This window comes from Paenibacillus sp. J22R98, assembly GCF_059383835.1.
On record NZ_JBXENW010000002.1, the window covers coordinates 307,293 to 333,760 of the forward strand.

Sequence of the window (26,468 nt, forward strand, 5' to 3'; positions counted from 1 at the left end):
CGATAAAGTAGCCTTATGGATGTCTACTACTAGAAAGAGGTGCTCGCGTTGAAATCGAAATTCACTTATACACCGCCGGCGAACGGTTATCCGGAATGGAACAATAACCCAGAGATTTTTGAATTGAACCGAATGAAGGCGCATGCGACTTTAATGCCCTTCGATTCTATAGAAGAAGCGCTCAAAGGCGACCGCAACGCATCCCGCAGCAGCTTATCGCTGAACGGGAAGTGGAAATTCGCTTTTGCCGAAACACCGTCCAAACGAATTGCCAATTTCTATGAGGATCATTACGATGCAAGCAGCTGGGACGAAATCGCCGTACCGGGCCATTGGCAGCTGCAAGGCTACGATTACCCGCAATATACGAATATCCGTTATCCGTGGGAAGTATCGGAGCCGGACCTGAAGCCTCCTTTTGCACCGACAAAATACAATCCGGTTGGTTCCTATGTGCGCAGTTTTACAGTGCCTGACGAATGGCAAGGCCAGCCTGTATTTATCAGCTTCCAAGGGGTAGAATCCGCTTTCTACGTCTGGGTGAACGGTGAGTTGGTCGGTTACAGCGAGGATACATTTACGCCTGCCGAGTTTGATCTGACTCCATATCTGCGTGCGGGTGACAATAAGCTTGCCGTGGAAGTGTACCGCTGGTGTGATGCAAGCTGGCTGGAGGATCAGGATTTCTGGCGGATGAGCGGCATTTTCCGCGACGTGTATTTGTATACGGCGCCGAAAGCGCATATCTACGACTTCTTCGTAACGACGGAGCTTGACGATGCGTACCGCGATGCCGAGCTTAAACTGAAAGCAACCATTATGAACTACTGGGAAGCCGATCTCGGGACGGTAACGGTTGAAGCGCAGCTGTACGACAGCAAGCACCAGCCGGTTCTGGCACAGCCTATAGTTGTAACTACAACGCTTGGCAGCAGCGAGGCGGAAGTTGAGATCGAAGCCTCCGTGCAAGTAGCCAATCCGCTAAAATGGAGCGCAGAACAGCCGAACCTCTATACGCTTGTCATTAGCTTAAGGGATGCTGAGCAGAAGCAGTTGGAGACGATCAGTACGCAAACGGGCTTCCGTAAGTTCGAAATCAAGAATGGGCTCATGCTCATCAACGGACAGCGCATTGTGTTTAAAGGAACCAACCGTCATGAATTCTCCTGTCATACCGGCCGTGCGCTCGGGCTGGAGGATATGATTACAGACGTAAAATTGATGAAATCTCATAATATCAACTCCGTTCGGACTTCGCATTACCCGAACCATCCGCTCTGGTATGAACTGTGCAACCAGTATGGTTTGTACGTTATCGACGAGACGAATCTTGAAACGCACGGCAGCTGGGCATACGATCAAATGGAGCTGCTGCCGCATAACGTGCCGGCAAGTAACCCGGCTTGGACTGCGAACGTGCTGGATCGGGCTAACTCGATGATGCAGCGGGATAAGAACCATCCGTCCATCATCATTTGGTCGCTCGGAAACGAATCTTTTGGCGGCGATAACTTTGTCAAAATGCATGATTTCCTTCGCGAAGCAGATCCGTCGCGTCTCGTTCATTATGAAGGCGTCACGATGTGGAGAGAATCGGCTGCCGCGACGGATATCGAGAGCTTCATGTACGCGAAGCCGCATAAGCTGGCCGAGTATGCTCACGATCACCGTCCGAAGAAACCATATATCTTGTGCGAATATAGTCATGCCATGGGCAACTCCTGCGGCGGATTGCATATTTACACGGAGCTGTTCGACAAGTATCCGGTGCTGCAGGGCGGATTTATTTGGGATTGGGTAGACCAAGCGATCTGGACAACCGGCGAAGACGGTGTCTCCTATATGGCCTATGGCGGCGACTTCGGAGAACAGCCGCATGACGGCAACTTCTGCGGAAACGGGCTGATTTTCGCGGATCGTTCCATCTCGCCTAAACTGCTGGAAGTCAAGAAATGCTATCAGAATATCGGGATTACCGAAGTGGACGGCAAACAAGGTCTATACCGGATTCACAATAAGAACTTGTTTACGAATTTGGATGCTTATAAGCTGCATTGGTCGATCGCGCTTGATGGCGTGCTGTCGGCTGAGGGCAGCCTGACCGTTTCTGTGGCACCGGGTGAAGCTCAAGAAATTACACTTCCGCTGCCGGCTCGCGAGGAACAAGCAGGGGAAGCGGTATTGACCATCAGCTTCGTCACGACAGAGGCTGCAGAATGGGCTCCTGCCGGACATGAAGTCGCGTTCGAACAATTCGTCCTTGCTGCTTCTACGCCAGCGCTTGTAGGCGCTGTGCGCGTGGAGAGCGGCGCTGCTGTGGAAGTGACCGAGCTTGCTGATTTGCTGGCTGTGCAAGGAACAGGTTTCTCAGCCGGCTTCGATAAAACAACCGGCAGTCTCGTGTCCTACAAGGTTGGTGGAACAGAGCTGCTGAAGAGCGCGGTTGCGCCTAATTTCTGGCGCGCGTACACCGACAATGATCGCGGCAACAAACACCACGAACGCTGCGCAACCTGGCGGAGTGCCGGCGAAGAACGCGTACTGCGCGCTCTCCGGTGGGAAGCGCTGGCTGACCGGGCAATCGTGCACGCGGACTACCTGCTGCCGACAACCGTGGAATCGGTTTGCTCCATTACGTACACGGTAATGGGCAATGGTGCGATCCAAGTGCTGCAACAGCTGGCACCGGGAGAAGGATTGCCGGAAATTCCGGAAATCGGCATGATGCTCGTCATGGAGGGTTCCTTCGAGAACCTGGAGTGGTATGGCAAAGGGCCGCATGAATCGTATTGGGATCGCCAAGGCAGTGCGAAGCTTGGGTTGTACCAAGGTAAACCTGCTGAGCAACTCGTTCCGTATCTGCGTCCGCAAGAGTGCGGAAACAAGATGGGCGTACGCCATGCCACTATTGGCAATGGTTCCGGAGCGGCGCTCCATATTACGGGTGCACCGTCATTTGAACTGAACGTGCTGCCTTATACACCGTTTGAGCTTGAGGCGCATGACCATGTTTATAAGCTGCCTGCCAGCGATAAAACGGTTGTACGGATCAACTATAAGCAAATGGGCGTAGGCGGGGATGACAGCTGGGGCGCGCTGCCGCATCCGCAATATTTGCTGCAAGCGAACAAGACTTATGCGTTCACCTTCACGCTGCAAGGCAAATAAGTAAAAAAAACGTCCCGTGCTGCATGGTGTATGAAGTTCATACACCAAGCGCACGGGACGCTTCTGTTATTAGTTATCGACGATGACCTTCTGACCTTCGTCGATCCCTTTCTTAATTTCAACTTCGGCACTTGTCTTAAGGCCGACGTCAACGTCAACTTCTTTAATCCGATCATTCTCGATGATCTTCACGTAATTGCGTCCAAACATGCTGTTTAAGCTGCCGCGCGGAATAATGAGGACATTGCTTCGTTTCTCGATAAACAGCTTAATGTCAGCGAGCTTACCGATCTCAATCTGCGGCTTCGGTGCATCAAGCGAGATGATGAGCGCTCTGGCATTGCGCCGTTTAATGGCATCGACATCGCTCTTAGGTGCAGTTGCCGGCGTTTGAATAACGGTCCCCTTGTAGGTCTTCTTATCGACGGTAACGTCCACCTCAATGCCATTCTTCACGGCGGCGATCTTGGAAGCGTCTGTTGCCTCGTAGATGAAGTTAACTTTATTCGGGTTGGAGATAATCGCCATCGTTTGCAGCGCTTCTACGGTTTCACCGGGCTTAATCTCGTTCAAGTACGTAATTAATCCGTCAGCCGGAGAGACAAGGAGCGACTTCTGGTACTGCTTGCGCAGGGCATCCAGTTGAAGCTGTTCTTTCTCCAGGTCGATGTGAGCGAGACGTTCTACTTCCTTATCGCCGCTCTTTACGGCATCGGAGTAACTAAGTATACGCTGTTCGACGGTTAGCTCCTGCAGCTTAATTTGGAGCGGCAAATCACCGGTATCGAGCTCGGCAATCGGTGCGCCGGCCTTCACGGTGTCCCCGGGCTGCACGTACAGCTTCTTCAAGCGCGCACCGGATTCCGGAAACGAGACGGATTGGTTGGTATCGGAGGAAGCGGTTGCAGTTGAGGATAAGTATAATTCCATATTGCCGCGTTTAACGGCTTCTGTTTCATGAATTTCTTCTTTCTTGCTTAGAATAGGAGGCTGAAGCGACTCTTCTTCAGCAGGCAGCAAGGAGCAGCTGCTAAGCATTAGAGCGGCTAGCGATCCTATGAGTGACATGCGCAGCAACGAAATGGAAGTACGATGAATACGAAACTTCGGCACGAGATAATCTCCCCTCATAATGGGCACTTATTGGAAGGACAAGCGTCACTACTATAAAAAGAATAACGGCCCAGTATAGCGATGTCAACGATTACATTTCCAAATATTAGTTGGGAATTTTGCTTAAGAATGGATAATTGTCACTCCATAGCGATTATGCTAAGGTTTGCAGGTAGACTAAGATTCAACTTATCGCATCGTGATCAGGTTGTTTTTGAGAAAGGTGGTTGGCAAGTTTGGCTACGGCTTCATCACGCACAGCTGTTTTGCAAACCGGTACGCTGTACATTATCTTGTTTGCAATCAGTGCTGTGCATTTATTGAATGATACGATGCAGGCTGTCGTATCCGCACTGTTTCCTGTCTTTGAAAAATCACTTCATCTAAGCTATGGGCAAATGGGCTGGATTGCCTTTACGCTGAATATGACTTCATCCGTCATGCAGCCTGTGGTGGGCTATTTCTCGGACAAGCGGCCGATGCCATGGATGCTGCCGATTGGAATGGGACTTAGCCTGCTCGGGATGGCCGGTCTTGCTTATGCGCCGAATTTCCTTTCCGTAATAGGAGCGGTTGTGTTTATCGGCTTGGGCTCAGCGGTATTCCACCCGGAAGGCTCGCGTGTCGTCTATTTTGCGGCTGGTGGACGCCGAGGCTTGGCGCAATCCATCTATCAAGTTGGCGGCAATGCGGGGAGCTCGCTGGCTCCGCTGATGACGATCTTTATCTTCTTGCCGCTCGGACAGCCCGGCGCAATCTGGGGAACACTGCTGGCTGCTGCGGCTATAGCAATTCTATTGCGTGTCGTCCCCTGGTACAAAGGGCAACTGGATCAGCATGGGAAGCCGGTTAAGAAATCAGCTAGAGCGGCAGCTCAGAATGGTGCGGCAGGGAGGAGCCGCGGCGTCATCATTTTCGCCATGACGATATTGATACTGCTCGTATTCTCGCGATCGTGGTATGTCAGCGGCATCTCGAACTTCTATAACTTCTTTGCCGTAGAGAAATACGGACTATCGGTTAAAGCAGCTCAAGTGCCGATCTTCATCTTTATGGCTGCCGGTGTGCTTGGCACCTTCTTCGGCGGCGTACTGGCGGATAAGATCGGCCGCAAGCGGATGATTATATTCTCGATCGGCGGTGCTTCACCGTTCGCGCTGCTTCTACCGCATGTGTCTATCGGATGGGTGTATCCGGTGAGCTTCGTGCTTGGCTTCATCCTGCTGTCCGGTTTCTCGGTCAGCGTCGTTTACGCGCAGGAGCTCGTTCCGAACAACGTCGGAATGGCGTCAGGGCTCATTACAGGATTCGCATTCGGAATGGGAGCGCTCGGCGCCATCATTCTGGGGCATGCCGCTGAAGCTTGGGGGCTGACCAATGTGATGAACTATTCCAGCGTACTCCCGATGATCGGCTTACTTGCGATCTTGCTGCCGCCCGATCGGCGCGAGGCGGCGTAGGTAACCGCAAGTTCGGCAGCTTTTCGCGCTTACGAACCCAAGGGGCCTTATTCGATTGATAATAGCCATTAACGAACGCGCTATTGCGATGAAATGGAGCGAAACAGAACCTTTTGGCACCCAATAAGACCTGAAGGGTTCGTTAGAAATTCAAACCGCACATTTTTGCTGAAATAATTCCCCTACAGTTCGTTAGCGTGCTGCCTGCAATCCATACATCCGCCCCTTGAAACGAAGTGCATGAATCGTATAAGCTAGAGAAGAGCTTCCGGTGGCTATAACAGCGGCGGCAGTCCCAAACTTAGATGAGGAGCGTGCATAACGCATGGCGAAGAGTACGGCGCGTAAGCAGCGGGAGAAGAAGCTGCAGCAAGGCGGAATGGACCTGAGAATGCAAAGAGGAAGTTGGAACGGTGTGAAGCCGGTGACGAAGGTGAAGCCGGACAAACGGAAATATGCGTATCCGAAGAATGACGATGATCGAGGCTTTAAGCTCGCTGCAGCAGCTTAAAGATTGGATCATCGTCATTCTTTTTTATATCGGAACTTCACTCGCCACCAGGACTGAGACAACCGCTTCATCTTGTTACCATACAAACGTTTATTGAAATAAACTAAACAAAATGATATATTATCTAGGTAATTATCAAACGAATGATGGAGTTGTTTGTTATGGATATTTCGGAATCCTTTTATACCGCATCGCTCTCCGAGCTGAAGCAAGGTTATGTATATCATGGGGAATCAGATAGCTATTACTGCTTAGTTTGCGGGGAACAATTTGAAGAGGGCATCATCTATTCCATTGATAATCGCCTGATGGAAGCACATAAGGCGGTTGCCAAGCATCTCGCCAGCGCACATGGATCCATGCTTCACTATCTTCTGGAACTAGATAAGAAGGCAACCGGTCTAACCGATTTACAGAAACAACTCATCAGCGCGTTCGCATCGGGCTCGTCCGATGCAGATATTGTGAAGCAGACCGGCAGCGGCAGTGCGTCGACAATCCGAAATCACCGTTTTGCGCTGAAAGAGAAAGCGAAGCAGGCAAAGCTCTTCCTAGCCATCATGGAGTTGATGGACGGCGGTCTGGCGCAAGGCGCTAAGTTTGTGCCGGTGCACCGTACCGCACCTCTTGTTGATGAGCGTTTCGCGATCACGCATGATGAGTACAAAGCGCTGTTAAACAAATATTTGCCGCAAGGGCTAGCCGGGCCGCTTACGGGTCTGCCGCGTAAGGAGAAACGGAAGGTAGCGCTGCTTAGACACATTGCAACGAGCTTCAAGAAAGGCCGCAAGTATAAGGAAGTTGAAGTCAATGAGCTGCTCAAGCGGTTCATGGAGGAAGATTATGTGACGTTAAGAAGGTACTTGGTCGATTATGGTTTTCTAGACCGCGAGAGTGACGGAAGCGTATATTGGCTTAACGCGTAAGCCGGCTTATAGCATGAATGGGAATGACTGAAGGAGGAATTTACAATGATGAACAGACGTAAGGAATTACAGAATGAATATGGGATGAAACAGCGCGCGATGGGCGTATTTCAAATTATCAATGAACGGAATGGCAAACGATATATCGCCTCATCACCGACGCTTGATTCCGCATGGACGCGCCAGAAGTTCTCGCTCGACATGAACGGTCATATGAACTCTGCGCTTCAAGAGGAGTACAGAGCGCAGGCAGGCGCGGACTTCCGATATGAGGTGTTAGAGCAGCTCAATCTTGGCGAAGAAGTACGCAATGATTACAAAGATACGCTCATTCCCGGCACGGAAATCGTAGATCGCAATGCGTTAATGAACTATCGTGACTCCCTCAAGCGACTGGAGAAGAAGTGGCTTGATGAATTACAGCCGTACGAACCGAACGGTTACAACCGTCCGCCCAAATAGAACCGAATAAGGAGTTCGAACGAAATGAATAGAAACCAAGCAGCAGCTGTAACAACAGCCCAAACTCCACTGCTGCGGAACCGCTTTTTTCAAACGATACTCATGTCGAATATTATGCTGCAAATTGGAATATGGGTGCGAAATTTCGCCATCCTATTATATGTGACGGATCAAACCAACAACGATCCTATTGCGGTGTCTCTGATCTCCGTTGCGGAGTTTTCACCGATTTTCTTATTCGCTTTTATTGGGGGCACCTTCGCGGACCGCTGGCTTCCGAAACGAACGATGATTTGGTGCGATCTCATGTCGGCTGCATCCGTTGTGCTGGTGCTGATCGCGCTTGTTTATGAATCATGGGCGGCCGTATATTTTGCCACGTTCTTATCTGCGACGCTGTCTCAATTCTCGGCACCTTCATCCATGAAGCTGTTCAAACAGCATGTACCGCAAGAGCAGCTGCAAAGCGCGATGGGGATTTTCCAAACGCTTATGGCGGTGTTCTTAATTGCCGGACCCTCTGTAGGAACTATCGTTTACCAAAACTTCGGCATTCATGTCTCCATAGGTGTCATGGGAGCTGCCAGTTTCTTATCGGCGCTTATCCTGTTCCGACTCCCGCAAGATAAAGCATTGATTCGTGATCCGCAAGCAAAGCCAACCTCCGTCATGACGGAAATGGTGGAAGGACTACGCTATGTGTGGAGCAGCCGCGTACTTCGGACCATGTGCATCACCTTTGCTCTGGCAGGTTTGTCGGGCGGGATTGCTCAAACGCTGGGACTGTTTGTCGTAACGGAACGACTCGGCCAACCGAAGGAATTTCTGCAATATGTACTTATGCTGAGCGGGATTGGCATGTTGATCGGCGGTGCATTTATTACGGTTATTTCGAAGAAAATGTCACCGGTTAAGATGCTGGCGCTCGCCTTAGGCGTAAGCGCGGCCGGTACAGTCGGTGTTGGTTTCTCTATGAGCGTACCTTTCACACTGACGCTGCAATTAATTATGGGTATGATTTTCCCAATGGTTCATATCTCGATCAATACGATTATGCTAAAATGGTCGGCGCCTGAATTTATCGGACGCGTGAGCGGCACACTAGGTCCAATGTACATGGGAGCCATGGTGCTGATGATGGCATTGGCGGGACCGCTCAAGACGCTCCTTCCGCTGACCGCGATTTACAGCATGTCCGGATTATTAATGCTAGCCGGAGTACTGTCGCTGGTACCGCTCTTTAAACAGAAGTCGCCTGAACCGGCGGCAACGAGTGTATCCGCTTAAAGAAAAATTTACCAAGTACCTGTTGACACCGAAAGGGCCAGCAGGTATTATTTTGTATAAATCATAGTAAGTCGATAGGAAAATAATAGTTTAATCCACCGGATTACCGGAGAGAGACCAACCATCGAGAGATGAGTGCGTCTCTTTTTTTTATCACTTTTTCCTGTCATCGAATCCAAAACAATTCCAAGGAGGCAATAACATGAGCCAAGTAGAACAAAACGAAATCATTGGTCAATCGTTCGAGGTACGTCCGGTAGCAGGTAGAATCGGTGCGGAAATTAGAGGGGTTACACTCTCTTCCGATCTGAATGAGGAAACGGTTAGCTTCATTAGAGAAGCGCTGCTGAAGCATAAGGTTATTTTCTTCCGCGGGCAGCATCAGCTGGATGATGCGGGGCAGGAAGCTTTTGCCCAATTGCTTGGCGATCCTGTTGCTCACCCGACGGTGCCGATCAAGCAGGGAACCGATTATGTATTGGAGCTCAACTCCAACCACGGCGGACGTGCCGATTCGTGGCATACGGACGTTACTTTCGTTGACGCTTATCCGCAAGCCTCCATACTACGGGCAGTCGTTGTTCCGGAGTTCGGTGGCGATACGGTCTGGGCGAATACGGCAGCAGCTTATACCAATTTGCCTGAAGAGCTGCAGAAGCTGGTCGATGGTTTATGGGCGGTGCACTCCAATGAATATGACTATGCTGCGTATCGGAGCAGACCTATAGATGAAGAGGCGGAGACGAGATACCGCGAAGTATTCGTGTCCACTTTATATGAAACGGAGCATCCGCTTGTACGCGTACATCCGGAGACAGGGGAGCGGACGCTGGTTTTGGGACATTTTGTGAAGCGTATCCTTGGGTTATCTTCAACTGACTCCGCTCAATTGTTCTCCTTGCTGCAAAATCATGTTACTAAACTCGAGAACACCGTTCGCTGGCGCTGGGCAGAAGGGGATGTCGTCATCTGGGATAATCGGGCGACGCAGCATTATGCAGTCAACGACTATGGCGATCAGCACCGTGTTGTGCGGCGCGTCACGGTTGATGGCGATGTACCGGTAAGCGTTGATGGTCGGAAGAGTGTTACCCGCAAGAAGGTGGGACCGGCGGAACAAGTGGGAGAGTCTGCGTAAGACCGGTAGCGATTAGCATCCTGGAAGCATAGAGCCTGGAAGCCTCGGGTGGCGAGAAGCTGGAAACAGCTCTTGCTGCCGGGGCTTCTTTCGCTTTGCAGAAAATATACTCTACTTGCCGCTCCTACGTGTGTATAATGTGGTGGTACTTTATACCAATTGTGAACGAAATCATAGTTTTATATTTTCCGGATTGAATAGGGAACCATTCCGGCATTCTATCGTCTACTTGATGAGGTGAACGACTTGCAGTTTGATTACTTGAAGCATGTAACAGGCAGCTTAGACCGGCATGCGGTGCTGAATGAGCTTATGGCGGCGTACGGTAAAGACGTTTGGAATTTCGCTTTCTTCTACACACGTTCCAGAGAGCTGGCCGATGATATTTCCCAAGATGTATTCGTGAAGGTGTTTCAACAGCTCTACGAATTCCGCGGGCAATCGTCGATCAAAACTTGGCTGCTGGCCATTACCCGCAACACGGCGCGCGACGTGCTGCGGTCGGCATGGATCAGGCGTGTGACCTTCTTCGGAGGGATCGTCCGTCCGCAAGAGAAAACTTCGCCATCGGCGGAGCGGGAAAGCTTCGATAAGCTGATGACCGAGGAACTATGGGCGGTTGTCTTGAAGCTGCCGCAGAAGCTGAGGGAAGTGCTGCTGATGAGCAGTCATTATGGACTTTCGATGCAAGAAATGGCGGACATGCTCCACGTATCAGTCGGTACGGTGAAGTCCAGACTCCATCGTGCACGAGCTGCGGTTAATCGCAGTCTTACCCAAGAAGCGAAGTGGACTGGGGAGGAAGAATGGACATGAAGGAACCGTTAAACAGCTGGGAGCATAAGCTTGCAGGGAAACCTCCCGTGAAGAATGGGTTCACCCCAGAACTTGAGCACAAGGTGAGGGAGCGCATTCATATGCAAAATGAGAAAAGAAGGACACCCTATCGCGCGGTTGCAGCTATAATGAGCCTCGTACTCCTACTCGGATGCGGCTGGTGGTTCCGCGATGATGTGAAGCAGCTGCTGAAACCGGATACGACCGAGAACATTCCGGCCGCACTTCTTGGCGATCCGCTGGGAGACCGGGAATATACGCTTAAGATTCATCAGTTTGCGCAGGATGGCAGCATCGAATATCAGATCAAGCGGCCGTTCATTATTCGTCACCCATCCGTGAAGCTGAGTATGGTCGATGCTCCCAGAGATTTATATAATGATCCCGATCTGTTTCAAACTTGGATGGATAAGGAGCAGCCGGACATGCTGCAGCTTCCTTTGAAGCTGTTTAAGGAGCTGGCGGCAGACGGAAAGCTCAAGTCATTGGATACGATTGTGAAGGAACGAAAATTTGAGCTGGGTGCCCTCTATGCGCCATTAGTTGAACTGCTGCGGCAGCTTGGCGGAGGCGGGGAGTTATATGGACTGCCGGCAGATTTTAATACCACGGCGCTCTATATTAATGAAGATGCTTTTGCCAAGCAAGGAATTCCACTGCCTGAAGGTGAGGTTTCGCCGGAGGAGATTCTCCAGCTTGCCAAACGGTTCCAAGGTACGGGGATTAGCGGACTCGGAGCATTCGACCGTGACAATAAATTTGCGCTGACCGAATTCTTCGGACAAGTATCAGGGCTGCAGACCTTTGGTAAAGGCAGTGATGGTAAAACGGAGGCTACTGTAAATTCCGACGCATGGAAGCAAATTTGGCAGTCAGTCGCAGCCGGATTTCAGGAAGGCTGGATCACGCAGCAGAAGCCTATCAATTACGGCAAGAACGGCATCACGATGAAGGATATGGGCAAGAATGATGCGTTTGCTCAAGGCAAAATAGCGATGATGATTGCACCGAGCTACTTCTATTCGAACTTGGAGAATTTCAAGTATGAGGGAGTCATGAAAGTGAATTGGTCGACAGTTCCGCTTCGGGTGGACTCATCCGCCACGAACCAATTGTCGTTCTTGGGCACGAATACCGTGTATGCGATCAATGCTGCTTCAACCCAAGAGGATGCGGTCTGGGAGCTGATTTCGTTTATTATTGGCGGCTCTTGGCGTAGTGGACTTGAGAATGCGCAGTTATTCAGCACTTTATTGGCAGATAAGTCGGTCATGGATGAGAAGGAAAGCAAGCACTGGAAAGCATTCTATGAGAATAAGGTTGATCCGGCAAAAGCAGCTGAGGGTTACAGAATGGCTTACGATAATCGAGCGAAGGGCGAGCTGGATGCTGCCTTGTATACGCTTGGCGGTGAACAGATGGAAGCCGTTGTGAAAGGATCGAAGTCCGTTGCTGCAGCGCTTGATGAATTGCAAAGCACGCTCGAAGCGAGGCTGGGCGGAAAGGGTGATCAGACACATGAGTAGTCGGATACATCGCGCTTCATTTGTGTGCCTCATCTGCTTGCTGGCGATTAGTTTCATGCTAAGCGGCTGCATGGCGGATGAACGGCAGTCCGGTCATGAGAAAGAAGTCATTCGTATTGCGCTGCCTACCAAGAGCAGCTATTCCTTTACGATTGGGGATTTTGTAGCCGCTGCTTTCCCGAATTTCCAGGTTGAGCTCATCGAGATGGAGCCGAATTATAAACCCATAACGGCGGAGCAGTACGAGAAGAAGCTGAAGGAAGAGAAACCGGACCTTGTGCTGCTTGGCTACTCAGGCAAGTATCCCGGATTGGCTGCACATGGCTTACTGGAGGATCTATCGGTACGGCTGCATGCGAGCGGCATGAAAGCAGAAGATTTCTATCCAGGGATGATCGATAAAATCAAGCGCGAGGGGGGCGGGAATTTATTCGCGTTAGCCGCTTCCTTCCAAGCTTCCGTTCTCTATTACAATGCTGACTTATTTCACAAATACATGGTAGATTTGCCCCGAAACGGCATGACGATCATGGATGTGATGCAGCTGGCCAGCCAATTTGCTAGAGCAGGAAGCCGAAAGGACGGAATTGTCGGCTATCACCAGCCGTTCAGCAGTATGCCGAATAGCTTACTCCTCAGTCTGTCTAGCTCGGAAGGGCTCCAGTCTTACAGCTACAAAACGGGTAAAGTGACGATAGACACACCTGCTTGGCGGAATATATTCGCAACCGTCGTGAATCTCTATAAGAATGGCACCTTCATGATGCAGGATGTCAAAGGGGATATGGTCGATGGTACGCTGATGTTCGATGAGGATGCCGTGAATGAGGCAGATCTGTTTAAGCAAGGCAAATCTGCGATGACGATCGACAGCTATAACAGTATCAAAGGCATGAAGTTTGAAACGGGTATGGTTACGCCGCCGGTGAGCTCCATCGATACGAGCAGATCCGTCCATTTAGGCGTTTATGATTACTTGGCGATACCGGCAGGCGCTCGGAATGCCGATGCCGCATGGCAAATCATCGAGTTCATGCTGAGTGATTATGTGGCGAAGGCCAAATCAGGCATTCAGGACCAGTATAGCATGCCAACGCGCAGGTCCTATATGAAATACGATCATGATCCCGTGCTGGCAGAGCTATATGAGACTCTTCCGAACATTGATCAAAGCTATTCGCTCGAAGGTTATGATCCCAAGCTTACGGAGCTGTTTCAACAGCTGGAAGATCGCGAAGTAAAGGCGGCCGTGAATGGCGAGAAGAGTGTAGACGAATGTATTGCGGCTGTGCAGAAGGAAGGCCAAGCGCTGATGGATGCGGCGAAGCCGAAATCATAGTTTGGAGCTCTTAGCGATACTGGTAAGTTTAGTCAAGACAAATTCAGCCTGCTCAATTAAGGGGCTTCATTTACGAAATGCATATGTTCAACTCCTGAGCAAATATGGTATTATATTGGCAAAGAAACGTAGCAGGCAAAGAGAGTCGGCGGCAACCGACTCCCGGCGCGATTAACCGCTTTTAAGGGCGGAAGGCTGTATCAGGATATGAGATTATAGAGTAGACCGCATTCCTTCGCGAGAGGGCGGTCTATTTTTTTTTGAGGTAAGTGAGCAGCGCGAGAATAAACATGCCGAACGTGAACATCAGCGTCATCGCGTCTTGTACCTCCATGGCGTCACCTCCCTTCCGGGAGACTAGCCGACCGCCCTTGCAAGCCATTCATCGCTTCTTTATTATAAGCGAACGCTTGTTCGTGTGTCTATGCTTATTTTGGTACAAGCTGGGAGTAGGATAGTCCTACTATACTACTATACTACTACCGCCCGTTAGGAAGGCTTGCATGCTGCCAAAAATTATTGTTCGAAAATTTTCCAGTACCGGAAGCAAAAAAAACAAGTGGCATTTAGTTGCCGCTTGCTTTTTTTCTTGTGTCTCACTCTCACGATTCCTTACATTTGCTTCGTCTTAAACAGTGTATTTATCGATCCGCCATTATTAATAATTTGGAGCGCAGTTGCGAGAAGCTCCGCCATTGGAAGTACAACGAACTTATCCGAATGGTTCGGGTCAATTGCAATGGTATCCGTTATAACGACCTTTTTAATGTAGGGATGAGACAGTTTCTCGAGCGCGTTATCTGAGAACAACCCATGTGTTGCGCAAATATAGGCGTCATTCGCACCTCTTTTATGCAGCGCCTCGACAACATTCACAATCGTACCACCTGTATCGATTAAATCTTCTATAATAATCGGAGTCATGCCTTCGACTTCACCGATAATATGAGTGATTTTCGTCTTATTGTGAGCAGGGCGGTTCTTAATCATAATTGCAAACGGACAGTCCATATAGTTGGCGAGCTTCTCAGCGGTTGTTGCCCGACCAGCGTCAGGTGAAACAACTACCGGATTCTTAATGTTCATTGACTTCAAATAATCCGTGATGAGATCCAAAGCGGTAATATGATCAACAGGGATATCGAAAAAACCTTGAATCGGATCGGCATGAAGATCAACAGTAATTAAGCGGTCAGCGCCAACAGTTGTCAGCACATCAGCTACGAGTTTCGCGGAAATTGGTTCGCGCGGGGCTGCTTTCCGTTCCTGACGAGCATAGCCATAATACGGCATAACGATATTAATCGTTTTGGCTGAAGCCCGTTTTGCAGCATCAATCATAATCATGAGTTCGACTAAATGCTCATTTACGGGATGAGACAAGGATTGAACGATGTAGACATGAGCAGAGCGAATCGATTCGAGATAACGTAAGCTGATTTCACCGCTTTGCAACCTGGAAATCTCAATGTCTCCAAGAGGAACATTAAGCTGCCTGCATAGCTCTTCCGCGAGCGGGAGGTTCGATGAACCGGAAAATATTTTTACATTTTGCATCCGCTGGACTCCTCCTAATAGAATTGCTATGCAATTTATGCATTGTAAGCATAGGTTTTTATTTTCTTGCAACATATAGTTAGTTCCATTATATCCTTTCCCTTTGTAAACTCAAAAAAACCTTAGCTGTAAAATAGAACGGTCTTGAAAAGTCTTTGTAGACTTCACTGCCAACAGCACCGCTCGTATTATATGTGTCAGGGCTGCGCGAATTGGCGGAAGAAGTTGAAAGTGTGAAAAAATAGCCTCACTCATTCGATATGAATGAGTGAGGCGTTTTTTTGATCGTATTCATTGACATTTCTACATACGAGAAGTCATTCAAATGACAAAGGATGTTACGGCAGATGACAATGTTATCATACGAGCCATGGTTCATTAAACAATAAATAGTGACAAAACAAGTTACAGCGGACATAGTGTGATTTTTCAGCATTAGCTGTAAGTGTTTCAAAATAAGTTGTAGTTTTTTTTTAGGGATATGTGCTTCCTGAACTGCCTGGTGCGTCCACGACGATTCTTCCGAATTATTTTGACGAGTATCGAGTGAGATAGTCGGACTATAATAAGCAGATCAAGCGAATGCCCCTGTCAATCAAGCGGCATTTTTGTTAATAAATATCAACTAGGAAGCCAGCGTCTGGCTTAAACTAATTTGCAATTTTACACGGTGAATGGCAACTACCAACTTTCTCCTGAGAGTCGTAAAATCCCATGACTGTGAAAATCTGCCCTTTCTAGCGGGAAAATGATCTGACAAGTCTCAATAATTTTGAAAACGGCCCTTGATAAATCAATGTTTTTGAATTTCGGTTTCTCAGTAATTCTGACACCACACATATACTTACATATACTTCTACTATGTGAAACAGAAACATGTCACCGCGTTAATATAGTATCATTATATCAAATAAGAACGGATGGTCTCGGTTTTAAGGAGATGTCTGTGCGCTTAAGCACCTCTGCATTTCAAGGTGGCGTTCAACTAATGAGGCGTCCCATTGAATTCGACTCCGCAGGGTCCAGGGCTTTCATTTCTCTGCACGCTGACTATTTCACCATACCGGTTATGCAGATTATCATGGATATGATGGCCAAGCCGAAGCGTGGATTCGCCTATATAGTGGCATATGAAAGAACGGCGGAATCGGTCTGCAGAATGATTGGGATAGGAGCCGTGAATGGTACTCCCGTTGAAGAACAGTACATCGCCTGCTTCCATGTTCGCCGGGACGACGTGACTACCTTTGGGCAGATCGACCTCGTCTCGGAAAAAAGACACGGAAGAGTCAGCTTCGTGCGGGCATTGGATGTCGAGGCTCTGCGTTTGTGGTACTACGACAAGTCCGCCATTCTCCTGGTCGCAAGTGTCGATTGCGGTCCAAGCGGCGATGCAGGTACCTGGTTCCACGCGCAAATAATAGTTATCTTGGTGCAGGGCTTGGCCCCGTGAGCCTGGCGGTTTGAAGTAGAACATGCTTTGGGCAGCTAGCGGCTCTTCTCCAAGCAATTCGGCGATGATATCAACGACGCGCGGATCGAGCATATACTTTTTTGCTAGTTCTATAATTCGGTGTGGATAGAGGATCCGCGGATATAACAGCAGAGGATCGCCTTTTGCCTCTTCTGGTGAAGCAGGTTCAAAATAGCCCGGGAGAACACCCTTTGCCTGTATATCCATGAACGTTTCCCGGATTGCCCGCACATCCTCACTATTGAACAATCCTCGCATAATCAAGTAGCCCTGTTTACTGAATTGTCTTCTTTGTTCCAATGTAAGACAGCTGGAATGAAACTTAGCTTGCATACCAAGTCATCCTTTCGCATTGAGATTGGTCATATCCAGCATAAAATACTCGGTATACAATAGGAATGAATTCGTTTGCTAAAATGATATACGATTCTGCTGTCTTTAGAAGGGTGGCGAAGTGTCATTGAATGAGCATTTGTTTCAATTCGATACGGAGACGGAATCACCAGAGGTTGGCGTGTTGCTCGCTGATCACTTTCGCCGGCCATTTGGCTTCCAGGGACATCGTTCTTAGGGGACCCGGGACTGGCTCATCGTCTACACGATTAATGGAAGCGGTTCCTTTAGGGTGGACCGGGAGGTGCATGTCTGCAGGCGGGGGGATATCGTTATCCTATCACCTGGTGTTCCGCATCATTATGCTTCCAATGAAACAGGCGAATGGGACATCTTGTGGACGCATTTTGTACCGTTGCCGGATTGGCTGCCTTTGCTGGAGCTGCCGCGAACCGGTGAAAGGCTAATTTGTCTCCAACTTCGTGGTGACGAACTGCGGGGCAGAATAGAGCAAACCTTCTTTCGGCTGATTCGTGATTCTTCAATGAGGGCACCGGTAAATCGCGATCTTGCAAAGCTTGCGCTTGCAGAAATTCTGGTGCTGCTCTATCACTACAATAGTGAGCAAGAGAACGAACGCATCATTGACGAACGGATCCATATAGTTATTCGTTATTTGTCCGAGCATCTTAACCGAAAGCACCGACTCTCTGACCTTGCCGCAATGGTAGGCTTGTCAGAGTCCCGCTTCAGTCATCTGATGAAGGAGCAAACCGGTGATACGCTTACCGTAAGACTGAACAAGATGAGGCTCGCAAAAGCAGCCAGGATGTTGGAATTATCATCGCTCCGAATTAACGAAATCGCTTTTGATGTGGGGTTTGATTCCGCCTATTACTTTAGTAGGCTCTTTACCGGCCACTTCGGCGTAAGCCCTACGGATTACCGGCAGCGTATTTGGCAGAGGGAGAAGACATCACTCTGAGGGAGGCCGAATGGTATGACACAGCTCAGGCATTTGCTACTGCGCAGTATTCAAGCCCGTTTGATGATGTTTATGTTTGTGGTGATCATTCTGCCATTGCTCTTTCTAGGTTTCATGATGTTCCGCGCTTCTTCTGGGATCATCGAGAAAAGCGTCACTTTGAATACATCGGAAACGATGGATCAGGTGCTCGACAATATCGAATTTCATCTGAGAGATATGGAAAGTGTCGCAACCGACATCATATTCAATTACGAGATCAACAGCAGCCTGCGCAAGGTAGAAGGGAGATATGATGAAGAGGAGATCCTGGCCGTAAATGAAATCAAAGCCGTGTTAACCAAGCAGCTAAGTGTCCAGGACAGCATTGAGTCGGTATTCTTGATCGGCGACAATTACTTCCTTGTCAGCAGCAGTAACACGAACTCGGCTTCACCGCTTGACCATGTTCCGGAAATAATGAAGAAGCAGCAATGGTACCGGGAAACCTATGAGCGGGGAGGCAAGAGCTACTTTACGATTGTTCCGGACACGAGCAAGCAAGATAACGGGATAGGACGACGAGGTCAGGAAGAGCTGACAAAGGTTGCTTCGGAGCCCAATAGACCGATTCGGTTAGCCCGGCTGCTTCGAGACATCCAGACGGGTAGCCCGCTTGGCCTGCTGGGCGTTGATATGGACTACCGAGTCATTGACGGGATTGTGTCACGACTCCACAGCGGGTATAACAGCTCACTGATCCTGATCGATGATGACAGCAACACCATTTACAAACGAGATCCTGGGCAGCGCTTTGCTGCGCAATCATCCATGGTCATCAAGGATTTGAACGGACTTAGCAGTGGTGTCGATAAAGTAACGGTGGACGGTGAACGGATGATGCGTATATATCGGACCTCCCATCTCGGTGGATGGAAGGTCATTCAGCTAATTCCCTACTCTGAAATTTTGGCGCCCGTCCAGTTCATTAAGAGGCTGACCCTTCTGCTTGTACTGATTTGCTTGGCAGCCGCGCTCATAATGTCCGCATTTATTTCCAGCAGGCTGATGAAACCGCTCAAGAATCTTGTTGGGCTTATGAAAAAGGTGCAGCTCGGCGATCTCAATGTAAGACTTGATCAGATCCGCAATGACGAAATCGGTTATCTGGGCAAAAACTTCAATATGATGACGTCGCGTTTAAAAGAAATGCGTAGTGAAATTTACCGAGAGCAGGAATTGAAGCGGCAAGCGGAGCTATCCACTTTGCAAGCCCAGATCCAGCCTCACTTCTTGTACAACACACTTGATTCTATCAAATGGATGGCAGTGATCCGCGGCGAGCAGCAGATCAGTGACATGATATCGGCGCTCGTGAACCTGCTGCGCAACAGTGTGAATCTCGGTAGTGAGACGATCCCAGTCCGGAAGGAAATCGAGAATCTCAAGCATTATATCCACATCCAACAGATGCGCTATTATCATACCTTCGAGATGGAGTACAAGGTCGCCGAGGAGTCGCTGGAATACGGGATCCCCAAGCTCATTTTGCAGCCACTGGTTGAAAATGCCCTGTTTCATGGGCTCGAGGCGATGGAAAACAATAGTTTAATTACACTGGAGGTAAAGGTGGAGGAAGGTCATCTCGTATGCCGGATCACTGACAACGGCAAGGGAATGGCCCGTGATCTTCTGAAGGATATAACGGAGGGGCGAATCAAATCCCGGTTCTCGGGAATCAGCGTCAAGAACGTGCATGAACGGCTGCAGCTGCATTATGGACCACAGTACGGCTTGGAATTCCAAAGCGTTGTCGGCAAAGGAACGACCGTAACCGTTCGTTTGCCTGCAGTGCCCTTGAAGGAGGGAATCCGGATTGCATAAAGTATTGTTTGTTGACGATGATATTCTCGTTCGGTTAGGGTTGCGCGTATTGATCGACTGGGTGGACAAGGGCTGGGAAATTGCAGGTGAGGCCGCCAATGGCGTCCAGGCACTGGAAATGATCGAGTCGATGAAGCCCGATTTGCTTATTATGGACATGAAGATGCCACAGATGGATGGTGCAGAGCTGCTCCAGCAACTGCGGGAGCGAAGCCGCAAGCTCAAGATTATCGTTTTAAGTTGTTATGACGACTTTAACTACATGCGTGAAGCGCTAGCTGCCGGAGCCAACGAATATATCCTAAAGCCGGAGTTAACGGCTACTACACTAGAGGGTGCGCTCCACCGCATCAGTGCGCAGATTGATGAGAAGGAACAACGAGACAAGGAGTATTATGAGCTGAAGAAGCAAGCCGCTCTGCATACCTATTATGCATTGGATAATTTCTACCGGGAACTGCTGCGAAGAAATTATGCCTCGCGGGAGGAGCTGGATGCTGCAGCGGCGCAGTATGCGATCGAGCTTCATGATCACGAATATGCGGTATTGTTATTTTCGGCCGAACAGCATAGAGGCGTGCTGGAGCAACATGGGCGGCAGAAGTGGGAAGCCGTAGAGAATTCACTGTTTAACATCATTCAGGGACTGCTGCAAACCCTCCCCACCTCCAGTATGATCCGGGATGTTGACAGTAGTGACTACATCGCAGTAGTCAGCAGTCCTGCCGGAAGCCTCCTGCTGCAAGAAGTGGAGAACGTTGCGAACCAAGCGGTAAAGGCAGTGGCAGCGTATATGCGGTTAAAGCTCACCGTTGGAATCAGCGGGACTACCCGAGATCCGCTGCAGCTTCACAGGGAGCTCGGACGTGCTAGGGAAGCATTGCGCTGCAGGCTCTTATACGACGAACGGATGGTATTCACTTATGCGGAGTCTACGGAAACCGAGGGACATCTTCGCGAATTGCTGAAGAAGCTGCAGGCTAGGTTACAGGAACTATTTATGGCAATCATCGGTGGAGAATCAGGCCAAAACTATGAGCTTCTGAAGGGTCTCGTGGACGAGACATGCAGCAGCGGAAGCAGAAGCCTTCTTAATGTCCTTTGCACAGAATTGGTTGGTTGGTACAACCGGCAATTGGGATATACGGTTTTTGAAGGCAGGCCTGCCTTGGAAGCGGACTATTTAAGTGTGGAAGTATTGCTTAATGCTCGTGATTCTTCGGAATTGGTGCGGTTGTTTCTGTCCGGAACAGAGAATCTGCGCGATACCGCCATATCGACGCCGTCAGTCACTATGACGCCTTCTATTCGCAGGGCGATTGAATTCATACAGGTGCATTATGAAAATCCAATCACGCTAACGGACCTTTCCGCGCATGTAGGGATTAGCAAAAGTCACCTGAGTGTCGTGTTCCGTCAGCAGATCGGCATCACTTTCGTGGACTTCCTAACCAATTACCGCATTGAGCAGGCGAAGCGGCTGCTGCGGCTGGACTCCGGAAGAATCCATGAAATTGCGACGAGGGTCGGATTCGAGAGCGAGAAGTATTTCAGTCAAGTGTTTCGCAGCAAGGTCGGAGTCACACCATCCGAATATAAAAAGACGATGGCATAGACAATGTCAGGATCATAATATTTTGTACCAGATCGAAAGAATTCGGAGCTTTATGATCTGTTTAGGTCCACATCTGATCGGTGACAAAAAAGCTAATAAGAATTTGGAGTAAATCAAAAGGATACCGCATTGTGCCAATCTGCGCTCAAGGCTAACATAGAAGTAACAGTGGTAAGCGCTTACACAAGTTATTGTTGCAGCTCTGCTGTAAATTAACTTTGGGGGGATTATGATTGCTAACCGGTAAAAAGAAGCTGATTTTCTCGATGCTGATGATTCTTACATTGGTGAGCGCTTGTGGAAGTGGAGGTAACAACAGCGGAGATGCTGACAACAGCGCAGCAAAGTCCAATAATGGCGCAGCGGCTAACACTAGCGAATCGGATAAGACGGATACAGCCTCAACCACAAGTGAACCCGTTACGCTTCGTATACTGGGTAGCTCTGGTTTCACCGAGGATATCATCAAATCCATCGCACCTGAACTCGAAGCAAAAGGGATCAAACTAGAACCGGAATTTTACGATTGGGTGACCTATGATGGCAAGCAGAAACTGGCTATGACAAGCCAGGGTGGGGATTATGATATTGTTTTTCTCCCCGGTATTTACACCGTGCTTTGGGCAAACTCGAAGGCAGCGCAGCCGATGGATGATTTCTTCTCGAAATTCGGCTACGACGAGAACGATTATTACGACTCCGTCAAAAACTACGGAAAAGTGGACGGCAAATGGTATATGACCCCTTTCTCCGCAGAAGCGATGGTGTATTTCTACCGGAAGGACCTCTATGACGCTGCCGGCCTGCAGCCACCCAAAACGATGGATGAAATGTTAGATACAGCGAAGAAGCTGACAAAGGACGGAATTTACGGGATTGCTTATCCAGGTGGACCGGATGAAGGATCCTCGAGCTTCTGGAGTTATTTCTTCTGGTCGTATGGCGGCAAGTACTACGACGAGGGCATGAAGCCGATGCTGAATACGCCGGAAGCGGTCCAATCTGCTGAAATGTTCGCTAAGATCCTCAAGGAAACTGCGCCTAAAGGTGTTGCAACCTGGCAGAACGAAGAGACGGTTGCCGCCTTCAACTCAGGTAACGTGGCCGCAACGATTATGTGGCCTGGCTATCTCGGCACCTTCACGGATCAGAGCAAGAGTAAGATATTCGACAAGTTCGCTGTAGCCCCAGTTCCTGCCGGTCCGAGCGGCAATTCTGTTCCACGCTTCGGAGCTTGGGGGATCTCAGTTACATCTAACGCAAAGAACAAGGATGCGGCCTATGAATTCATTCACGCATTCACGAAGCCTGAGACAATGAGGGAAATTGCGAAACAAACCTCTACTGCAAGCAAATCCGTCAATAGCGATCCGGAGCTTCGCAAATTGAACCCGACACTCGCTGCATCTGCGGATGTGCTGAATACGGCACAAGAACGTCCTTCCTTCGCCGAATCGGCTCAGATTAATACACAGGTGGGCAATGCAATTAACTCGATTGTTGCAGGCAAACCGGCCAAGGAAACGCTGGATGCCCTCCAGAAAACAGTTGAAGATATTCTCGACGATGCGGGTTATTACAAGTAGGATGGTTACTTAAATGCAGGAGCCGAACGGCTTACTACCGCTCGGCTTCCTTTTTAGTTGAAACGAAAGGAGAGGGCTATGCGAAAAAATGCAGCTCCCTACGTGTTTCTAGCACCTACCCTGCTATTGTTTATCTCCATCTTTATGTTTCCAATCGGTTATGTCATCTGGACGAGCATGTTTCGATGGAACCTGATGAAACCGCAAGCAGGCAAAGAATTTATTGGTTTCGATAACTTTAGGAAAATGCTTACCAATGATCAGTTTCACGACTCGTTAATGGTAACGCTGAAATTTGTCCTACTCTCGGCGCCGACAGGGATTTTGTTAGGTCTGGGCTTAGCACTGTTGCTTAACCGACCGTTCCGGTGGAAACGGCCCATACAGGGGATTGTTCTGACACCCATGATGATCGCACCGGTCGCCGTATATCTGTCTTGGAAATTCCTGCTTGAACCCACTTTTGGCATTGTAAATTATATGCTAAGCTGGTTCGGCATTGAGGGCCCGGGCTGGTTCTCGGATACCCGCACAGCTTTGATTTCCGTAGCGATGGTAGATATCTGGAGTACGATTCCCTTTGTCTTTCTTGTCATGTACGCCGCACTCCAGGCAGTGCCGCAAGATCCTGTGGAGTCGGCGCAGGTGGACGGCGCAAACCGTTGGCAGATTTTCTGGCATGTAACGTTGCCTGCGATTAAGCCGGTACTGCTTGTGATTCTCATCATCCGAATTATGGATACCATCCGTGTCTTTGACAACATCTACGTTCTGACAAAGGGGGGGCCAGCCAATTCGACGCGGACGGTTCAGTTCCTCGACTATGAGCTCGCCTTCAACGCATTCGATATCGGAAAAGGCTCTGCCCTGGCTCTTATCATCGTCGCAATCATTTTGATAATTGGATCACTACTGATCCGCGAGATGAACCGGACGAACGAGGAGTTGAGATTTTGATATGAGTGAGATGTTGACAGGCAAGGAGCGGGTAATGCCCCGCACCAAGTTAGGAGCAGCGGGTATGTCATTTACTGGTATTCGCAGAAGAAGCAGAGTGGAAGCTGTCCTGTTTGTACCGCTTGTTGCGCTGATGCTCCTGTTTCTACTACTGCCGATCGTCTGGATGGTTGTGACGGCTTTCAAGTCAAACACCGAAGCGATGTCCCTGCCGCCCAAGCTGCTGTTTGCTCCTACTCTGGAAAATTTCACAACCGTACTTAGCAATCCTGATTTCCTTAAGTCGTTTCTCAATAGTGCCGTCATTGCCTGTTTAACTACGATACTGACCTTGTTCTGCAGTGCAACGAGCTCCTATGCCTTAACCAGATTTCGACTAGTAGGTGCCAATACGCTTTCAACACTGATTCTTATAACAAGGATGATTCCGGCAATCGTGCTTGGCCTTCCGCTCTATATTATCGCGAGGAAGTTCGAGCTGCTTGATTCCTATTTCATCATGGTAATTGCGATTACGACATTTGCTCTCCCATTCCAAATTTGGCTGCTGCTCGGTTTCTTTGCGCAAATCCCGAAAGCACTGGACGAGTCAGCACTAATCGACGGATGCAGTTGGTATAGTGCGTTTCTGAGAGTTATTCTCCCGATTGCGTCCCCTGGGCTTGCGGCAACGGCGATTATGACCTTCTTATTCAGCTATAACGATTTCTTCTTCTCACTGATCTTGACGGGGAAAAACATCAAGACTGCACCACTCGCCGTCATGGAATATATGGGCCTGCGTACATTCGACTGGGGCGCGATCATGGCGACCGGCGTGCTGCTGGCCATTCCGACGTTGTTCATTGGCATCGTCTTCCAACGTTTCATGATCCAGGGCATGACTGCCGGCGCGGTCAAAGGGTAGTCTCGAGCATCAACCCTATCCATTTTTTTTATCAGGTAGTTTAGTTGGAGTCCTCGAAAAAAATGGCGTAACAGGATGCGATTTTCGAGAAGTCAACCTAGTTTATTTTTTAACTTTGTAGACCTTGGGGTATCAATCCCCAAGGTCTTTCTTTACCCCTACCCAGTGCCGAAAGAATCTGGATGACTAAAGGAATAAAAGGCTACTGGTAGAACCGTCAATGCCGAATTGAGGGCCAGCAAGTCCGCGCTGAGTCGGTAACGATGATCCTCCGTGCGCTGAACGTGATTCTTGATCTTGGTTTGGATTTGTAAGAGCATTAAACGGTACGAAAGCCCCCGACAATTCGGGGGCTTTTTATGGGATATTTCCTTGCTCAATGGCTCATATCGTAAAGGCCAGGGCTATGTTCATTCGGCATGTCAGGCATCTGAGGTACCGGGAAGCCTTTAGGAGGTTCAGTGACCGATAGTTGCCCTCCATTACGGCTTGGGGTAGTGCCTGAGAAAATTTCACCGATTCGAGTAGGGTCAAGTCTAAAATTAAACTGGACATTGTGATAGCCCATATCTACATATTTTCGGCACTCGGGGTATTTGTTAATGTCGTAATTCGGAACAGGGAAGACTTTGCCCCAATCGACGCCAAGCGTTTCCAATGCTTTTGCAAACGCATTTTGATGGGCATTGTCTCGTACAATCAGAAATCCAAGTGTCTCACGGAACGTTTTGTTGGAGCTCATCTCGTAGATCCTTGTTTTCTGGAGGACGCCGGTCGATTCCAAGACAACGTTGTTCAGCATGTCGGCAATTAAGTTGCCGTGGCTGTAAACCCATGATCCGTTCCAAGGGTTACCGCCAGCGTCAACGGGTAATGAGGCTTTGGCACCCATAATAAAATGATGCGGATTCGCATGTTTGATGGCCTCATCAATTGGGGCCGCATCCGTTCCGGCATTGCCTGGAACAGAGAGCCCGGCTCCGTTCAACAATTGATTAATCGTGTTCTGCACGAGCTCGACATGAGCAATTTCTTCTAAGAAAACGCCGCGAAGCAAGTCCCGGAATTGTGTTTCCTTCCCCCTGAAGTTCGAGCTCTGGAAGGAGTATTGCATCATGGTTCTCATTTCGCCAAACTGGCCGCCTAACGCTTCTTGCAATACTTTAGCAGCTGCCGGATCCGGTTGGTCCGGTTCGATTATATTAATTAATTCTTCCTTATAGTAGTACATGGTGAGCTTCACTCCCTTGAATTCGGAAATTTGGAACTACTGATACAATTTCCTGCCGTGAAGATTAATATCCAACTCCGCTCTTGAAGATGGAGTTAACCTTTGGCGGATACGCAGGCGGACAAGCGGAACTGTTGCCACGTGTTTAATCCGACCGATATTATTAGCCATCAAGATTATTTTGAAACCGTAA

21 protein-coding genes are annotated in these 26,468 nt (G+C 49.2%); 16 read left to right on the plus strand and 5 right to left on the minus strand.

From position 1 onward, the window contains the following. Positions 1-48 precede the first annotated feature (48 nt). A complete protein-coding gene (gene lacZ / locus AC50Y3_RS07045; RefSeq protein ID WP_494818063.1) occupies positions 49-3,168 on the plus strand; it encodes a beta-galactosidase, LacZ type in 3,120 nt (1,039 codons plus the stop codon). A gap of 69 nt (positions 3,169-3,237) precedes the next feature. On the opposite strand, the gene AC50Y3_RS07050 is transcribed toward lacZ, so the two are convergent. Further along, positions 3,238-4,281: an efflux RND transporter periplasmic adaptor subunit gene (locus tag AC50Y3_RS07050; protein ID WP_494818064.1), complete on the minus strand. Its 1,044-nt coding sequence runs from the start codon at positions 4,279-4,281 to the stop codon at positions 3,238-3,240. Between the two features lie 236 nt (positions 4,282-4,517). Between AC50Y3_RS07050 and AC50Y3_RS07055 the strand changes: the two genes are divergently transcribed. The 9 genes from AC50Y3_RS07055 (at position 4,518) to AC50Y3_RS07095 (ending at position 13,767) form a co-directional block, all read left to right on the plus strand. After that, a complete protein-coding gene (locus tag AC50Y3_RS07055) occupies positions 4,518-5,741 on the plus strand; it encodes an MFS transporter (protein ID WP_494818065.1) in 1,224 nt (407 codons plus the stop codon). A gap of 325 nt (positions 5,742-6,066) precedes the next feature. Then, positions 6,067-6,252: a ribosome rescue factor BrfA gene (gene brfA, locus AC50Y3_RS07060; protein ID WP_494818066.1), complete on the plus strand. Its 186-nt coding sequence runs from the start codon at positions 6,067-6,069 to the stop codon at positions 6,250-6,252. A gap of 161 nt (positions 6,253-6,413) precedes the next feature. Next, positions 6,414-7,178 (plus strand): DUF2087 domain-containing protein, encoded by a 765-nt coding sequence (locus tag AC50Y3_RS07065; protein WP_494818067.1) that lies wholly within the window; start codon positions 6,414-6,416, stop codon positions 7,176-7,178. Between the two features lie 45 nt (positions 7,179-7,223). Beyond that, positions 7,224-7,640, plus strand: coding sequence for a GIY-YIG nuclease family protein (locus AC50Y3_RS07070; RefSeq protein ID WP_494818068.1), 417 nt, complete (start codon positions 7,224-7,226; stop codon positions 7,638-7,640). 24 nt (positions 7,641-7,664) lie between these two features. Beyond that, the gene (locus AC50Y3_RS07075) at positions 7,665-8,927 is read left to right on the plus strand and encodes an MFS transporter (RefSeq protein ID WP_494818069.1); all 1,263 of its coding nucleotides are present in this window, start codon (positions 7,665-7,667) and stop codon (positions 8,925-8,927) included. Between the two features lie 202 nt (positions 8,928-9,129). Beyond that, positions 9,130-10,065 carry a TauD/TfdA dioxygenase family protein gene (locus AC50Y3_RS07080; protein ID WP_494818070.1) on the plus strand — a complete coding sequence of 312 codons (936 nt, stop codon included), beginning with the start codon at positions 9,130-9,132 and terminating at the stop codon, positions 10,063-10,065. Positions 10,066-10,302: 237 nt separating this feature from the next. Continuing rightward, positions 10,303-10,881, plus strand: coding sequence for an RNA polymerase sigma factor (locus AC50Y3_RS07085; RefSeq protein WP_494818071.1), 579 nt, complete (start codon positions 10,303-10,305; stop codon positions 10,879-10,881). Further along, the gene (locus AC50Y3_RS07090) at positions 10,878-12,428 is read left to right on the plus strand and encodes an ABC transporter substrate-binding protein (protein ID WP_494818072.1); all 1,551 of its coding nucleotides are present in this window, start codon (positions 10,878-10,880) and stop codon (positions 12,426-12,428) included. Before AC50Y3_RS07085 ends, AC50Y3_RS07090 begins: the two co-directional genes overlap by 4 nt. Further along, complete coding sequence (locus tag AC50Y3_RS07095) at positions 12,421-13,767, plus strand: ABC transporter substrate-binding protein (protein WP_494818073.1); 1,347 nt, start codon at positions 12,421-12,423, stop codon at positions 13,765-13,767. Before AC50Y3_RS07090 ends, AC50Y3_RS07095 begins: the two co-directional genes overlap by 8 nt. Before the next feature lie 250 nt (positions 13,768-14,017). On the opposite strand, the gene AC50Y3_RS07100 is transcribed toward AC50Y3_RS07095, so the two are convergent. The 3 genes from AC50Y3_RS07100 to AC50Y3_RS07110 all read right to left on the minus strand — a co-directional run bounded on the left by AC50Y3_RS07100 (position 14,018) and on the right by AC50Y3_RS07110 (position 17,131). Continuing rightward, complete coding sequence (locus AC50Y3_RS07100) at positions 14,018-14,149, minus strand: putative holin-like toxin (protein ID WP_494818074.1); 132 nt, start codon at positions 14,147-14,149, stop codon at positions 14,018-14,020. Between the two features lie 230 nt (positions 14,150-14,379). Beyond that, positions 14,380-15,324, minus strand: a complete 945-nt coding sequence (locus AC50Y3_RS07105) for a ribose-phosphate diphosphokinase (protein WP_494818075.1) — start codon at positions 15,322-15,324, stop codon at positions 14,380-14,382. Between the two features lie 985 nt (positions 15,325-16,309). Further along, positions 16,310-17,131 carry a phytanoyl-CoA dioxygenase family protein gene (locus AC50Y3_RS07110; RefSeq protein ID WP_494818076.1) on the minus strand — a complete coding sequence of 274 codons (822 nt, stop codon included), beginning with the start codon at positions 17,129-17,131 and terminating at the stop codon, positions 16,310-16,312. A 256-nt stretch (positions 17,132-17,387) separates the two neighbouring features. Between AC50Y3_RS07110 and AC50Y3_RS07115 the strand changes: the two genes are divergently transcribed. The 6 genes from AC50Y3_RS07115 (at position 17,388) to AC50Y3_RS07140 (ending at position 25,044) form a co-directional block, all read left to right on the plus strand. Beyond that, on the plus strand, positions 17,388-18,116 hold the full coding sequence (locus AC50Y3_RS07115) for a helix-turn-helix domain-containing protein (protein WP_494818603.1): 729 nt from the start codon (positions 17,388-17,390) through the stop codon (positions 18,114-18,116). Positions 18,117-18,131: 15 nt separating this feature from the next. Then, positions 18,132-19,979, plus strand: coding sequence for a cache domain-containing sensor histidine kinase (locus AC50Y3_RS07120; RefSeq protein ID WP_494818077.1), 1,848 nt, complete (start codon positions 18,132-18,134; stop codon positions 19,977-19,979). Continuing rightward, complete coding sequence (locus tag AC50Y3_RS07125; protein ID WP_494818078.1) at positions 19,972-21,594, plus strand: response regulator; 1,623 nt, start codon at positions 19,972-19,974, stop codon at positions 21,592-21,594. The genes AC50Y3_RS07120 and AC50Y3_RS07125 overlap by 8 nt, the downstream gene beginning before the upstream one ends. A gap of 233 nt (positions 21,595-21,827) precedes the next feature. Continuing rightward, the gene (locus AC50Y3_RS07130) at positions 21,828-23,180 is read left to right on the plus strand and encodes an ABC transporter substrate-binding protein (protein ID WP_494818079.1); all 1,353 of its coding nucleotides are present in this window, start codon (positions 21,828-21,830) and stop codon (positions 23,178-23,180) included. A gap of 78 nt (positions 23,181-23,258) precedes the next feature. Next, positions 23,259-24,137, plus strand: coding sequence for a carbohydrate ABC transporter permease (locus AC50Y3_RS07135; RefSeq protein ID WP_494818080.1), 879 nt, complete (start codon positions 23,259-23,261; stop codon positions 24,135-24,137). A 1-nt stretch (position 24,138) separates the two neighbouring features. After that, on the plus strand, positions 24,139-25,044 hold the full coding sequence (locus AC50Y3_RS07140) for a carbohydrate ABC transporter permease (RefSeq protein ID WP_494818081.1): 906 nt from the start codon (positions 24,139-24,141) through the stop codon (positions 25,042-25,044). A 376-nt stretch (positions 25,045-25,420) separates the two neighbouring features. Here the strand turns inward: AC50Y3_RS07140 and AC50Y3_RS07145 are convergent, their stop codons facing one another. Further along, positions 25,421-26,275: a manganese catalase family protein gene (locus AC50Y3_RS07145; RefSeq protein WP_494818082.1), complete on the minus strand. Its 855-nt coding sequence runs from the start codon at positions 26,273-26,275 to the stop codon at positions 25,421-25,423. Between the last annotated feature and the right edge of the window lie 193 nt (positions 26,276-26,468).

What these genes read in the sequence shown, in the direction of transcription:
- brfA (WP_494818066.1), top strand. Translation starts at nt 6,067, where the DNA reads ATGGCGAAGAGTACGGCGCGTAAGCAGCGGGAGAAGAAGCTGCAGCAA.
- AC50Y3_RS07065 (WP_494818067.1), top strand. Translation starts at nt 6,414, where the DNA reads ATGGATATTTCGGAATCCTTTTATACCGCATCGCTCTCCGAGCTGAAG.
- AC50Y3_RS07070 (WP_494818068.1), top strand. Translation starts at nt 7,224, where the DNA reads ATGATGAACAGACGTAAGGAATTACAGAATGAATATGGGATGAAACAG.
- AC50Y3_RS07075 (WP_494818069.1), top strand. Translation starts at nt 7,665, where the DNA reads ATGAATAGAAACCAAGCAGCAGCTGTAACAACAGCCCAAACTCCACTG.
- AC50Y3_RS07080 (WP_494818070.1), top strand. Translation starts at nt 9,130, where the DNA reads ATGAGCCAAGTAGAACAAAACGAAATCATTGGTCAATCGTTCGAGGTA.
- AC50Y3_RS07090 (WP_494818072.1), top strand. Translation starts at nt 10,878, where the DNA reads ATGAAGGAACCGTTAAACAGCTGGGAGCATAAGCTTGCAGGGAAACCT.
- AC50Y3_RS07095 (WP_494818073.1), top strand. Translation starts at nt 12,421, where the DNA reads ATGAGTAGTCGGATACATCGCGCTTCATTTGTGTGCCTCATCTGCTTG.
- AC50Y3_RS07100 (WP_494818074.1), bottom strand. Translation starts at nt 14,149, where the DNA reads ATGGCTTGCAAGGGCGGTCGGCTAGTCTCCCGGAAGGGAGGTGACGCC.
- AC50Y3_RS07105 (WP_494818075.1), bottom strand. Translation starts at nt 15,324, where the DNA reads ATGCAAAATGTAAAAATATTTTCCGGTTCATCGAACCTCCCGCTCGCG.
- AC50Y3_RS07110 (WP_494818076.1), bottom strand. Translation starts at nt 17,131, where the DNA reads ATGCAAGCTAAGTTTCATTCCAGCTGTCTTACATTGGAACAAAGAAGA.
- AC50Y3_RS07120 (WP_494818077.1), top strand. Translation starts at nt 18,132, where the DNA reads ATGACACAGCTCAGGCATTTGCTACTGCGCAGTATTCAAGCCCGTTTG.
- AC50Y3_RS07135 (WP_494818080.1), top strand. Translation starts at nt 23,259, where the DNA reads ATGCGAAAAAATGCAGCTCCCTACGTGTTTCTAGCACCTACCCTGCTA.
- AC50Y3_RS07140 (WP_494818081.1), top strand. Translation starts at nt 24,139, where the DNA reads ATGAGTGAGATGTTGACAGGCAAGGAGCGGGTAATGCCCCGCACCAAG.
- AC50Y3_RS07145 (WP_494818082.1), bottom strand. Translation starts at nt 26,275, where the DNA reads ATGTACTACTATAAGGAAGAATTAATTAATATAATCGAACCGGACCAA.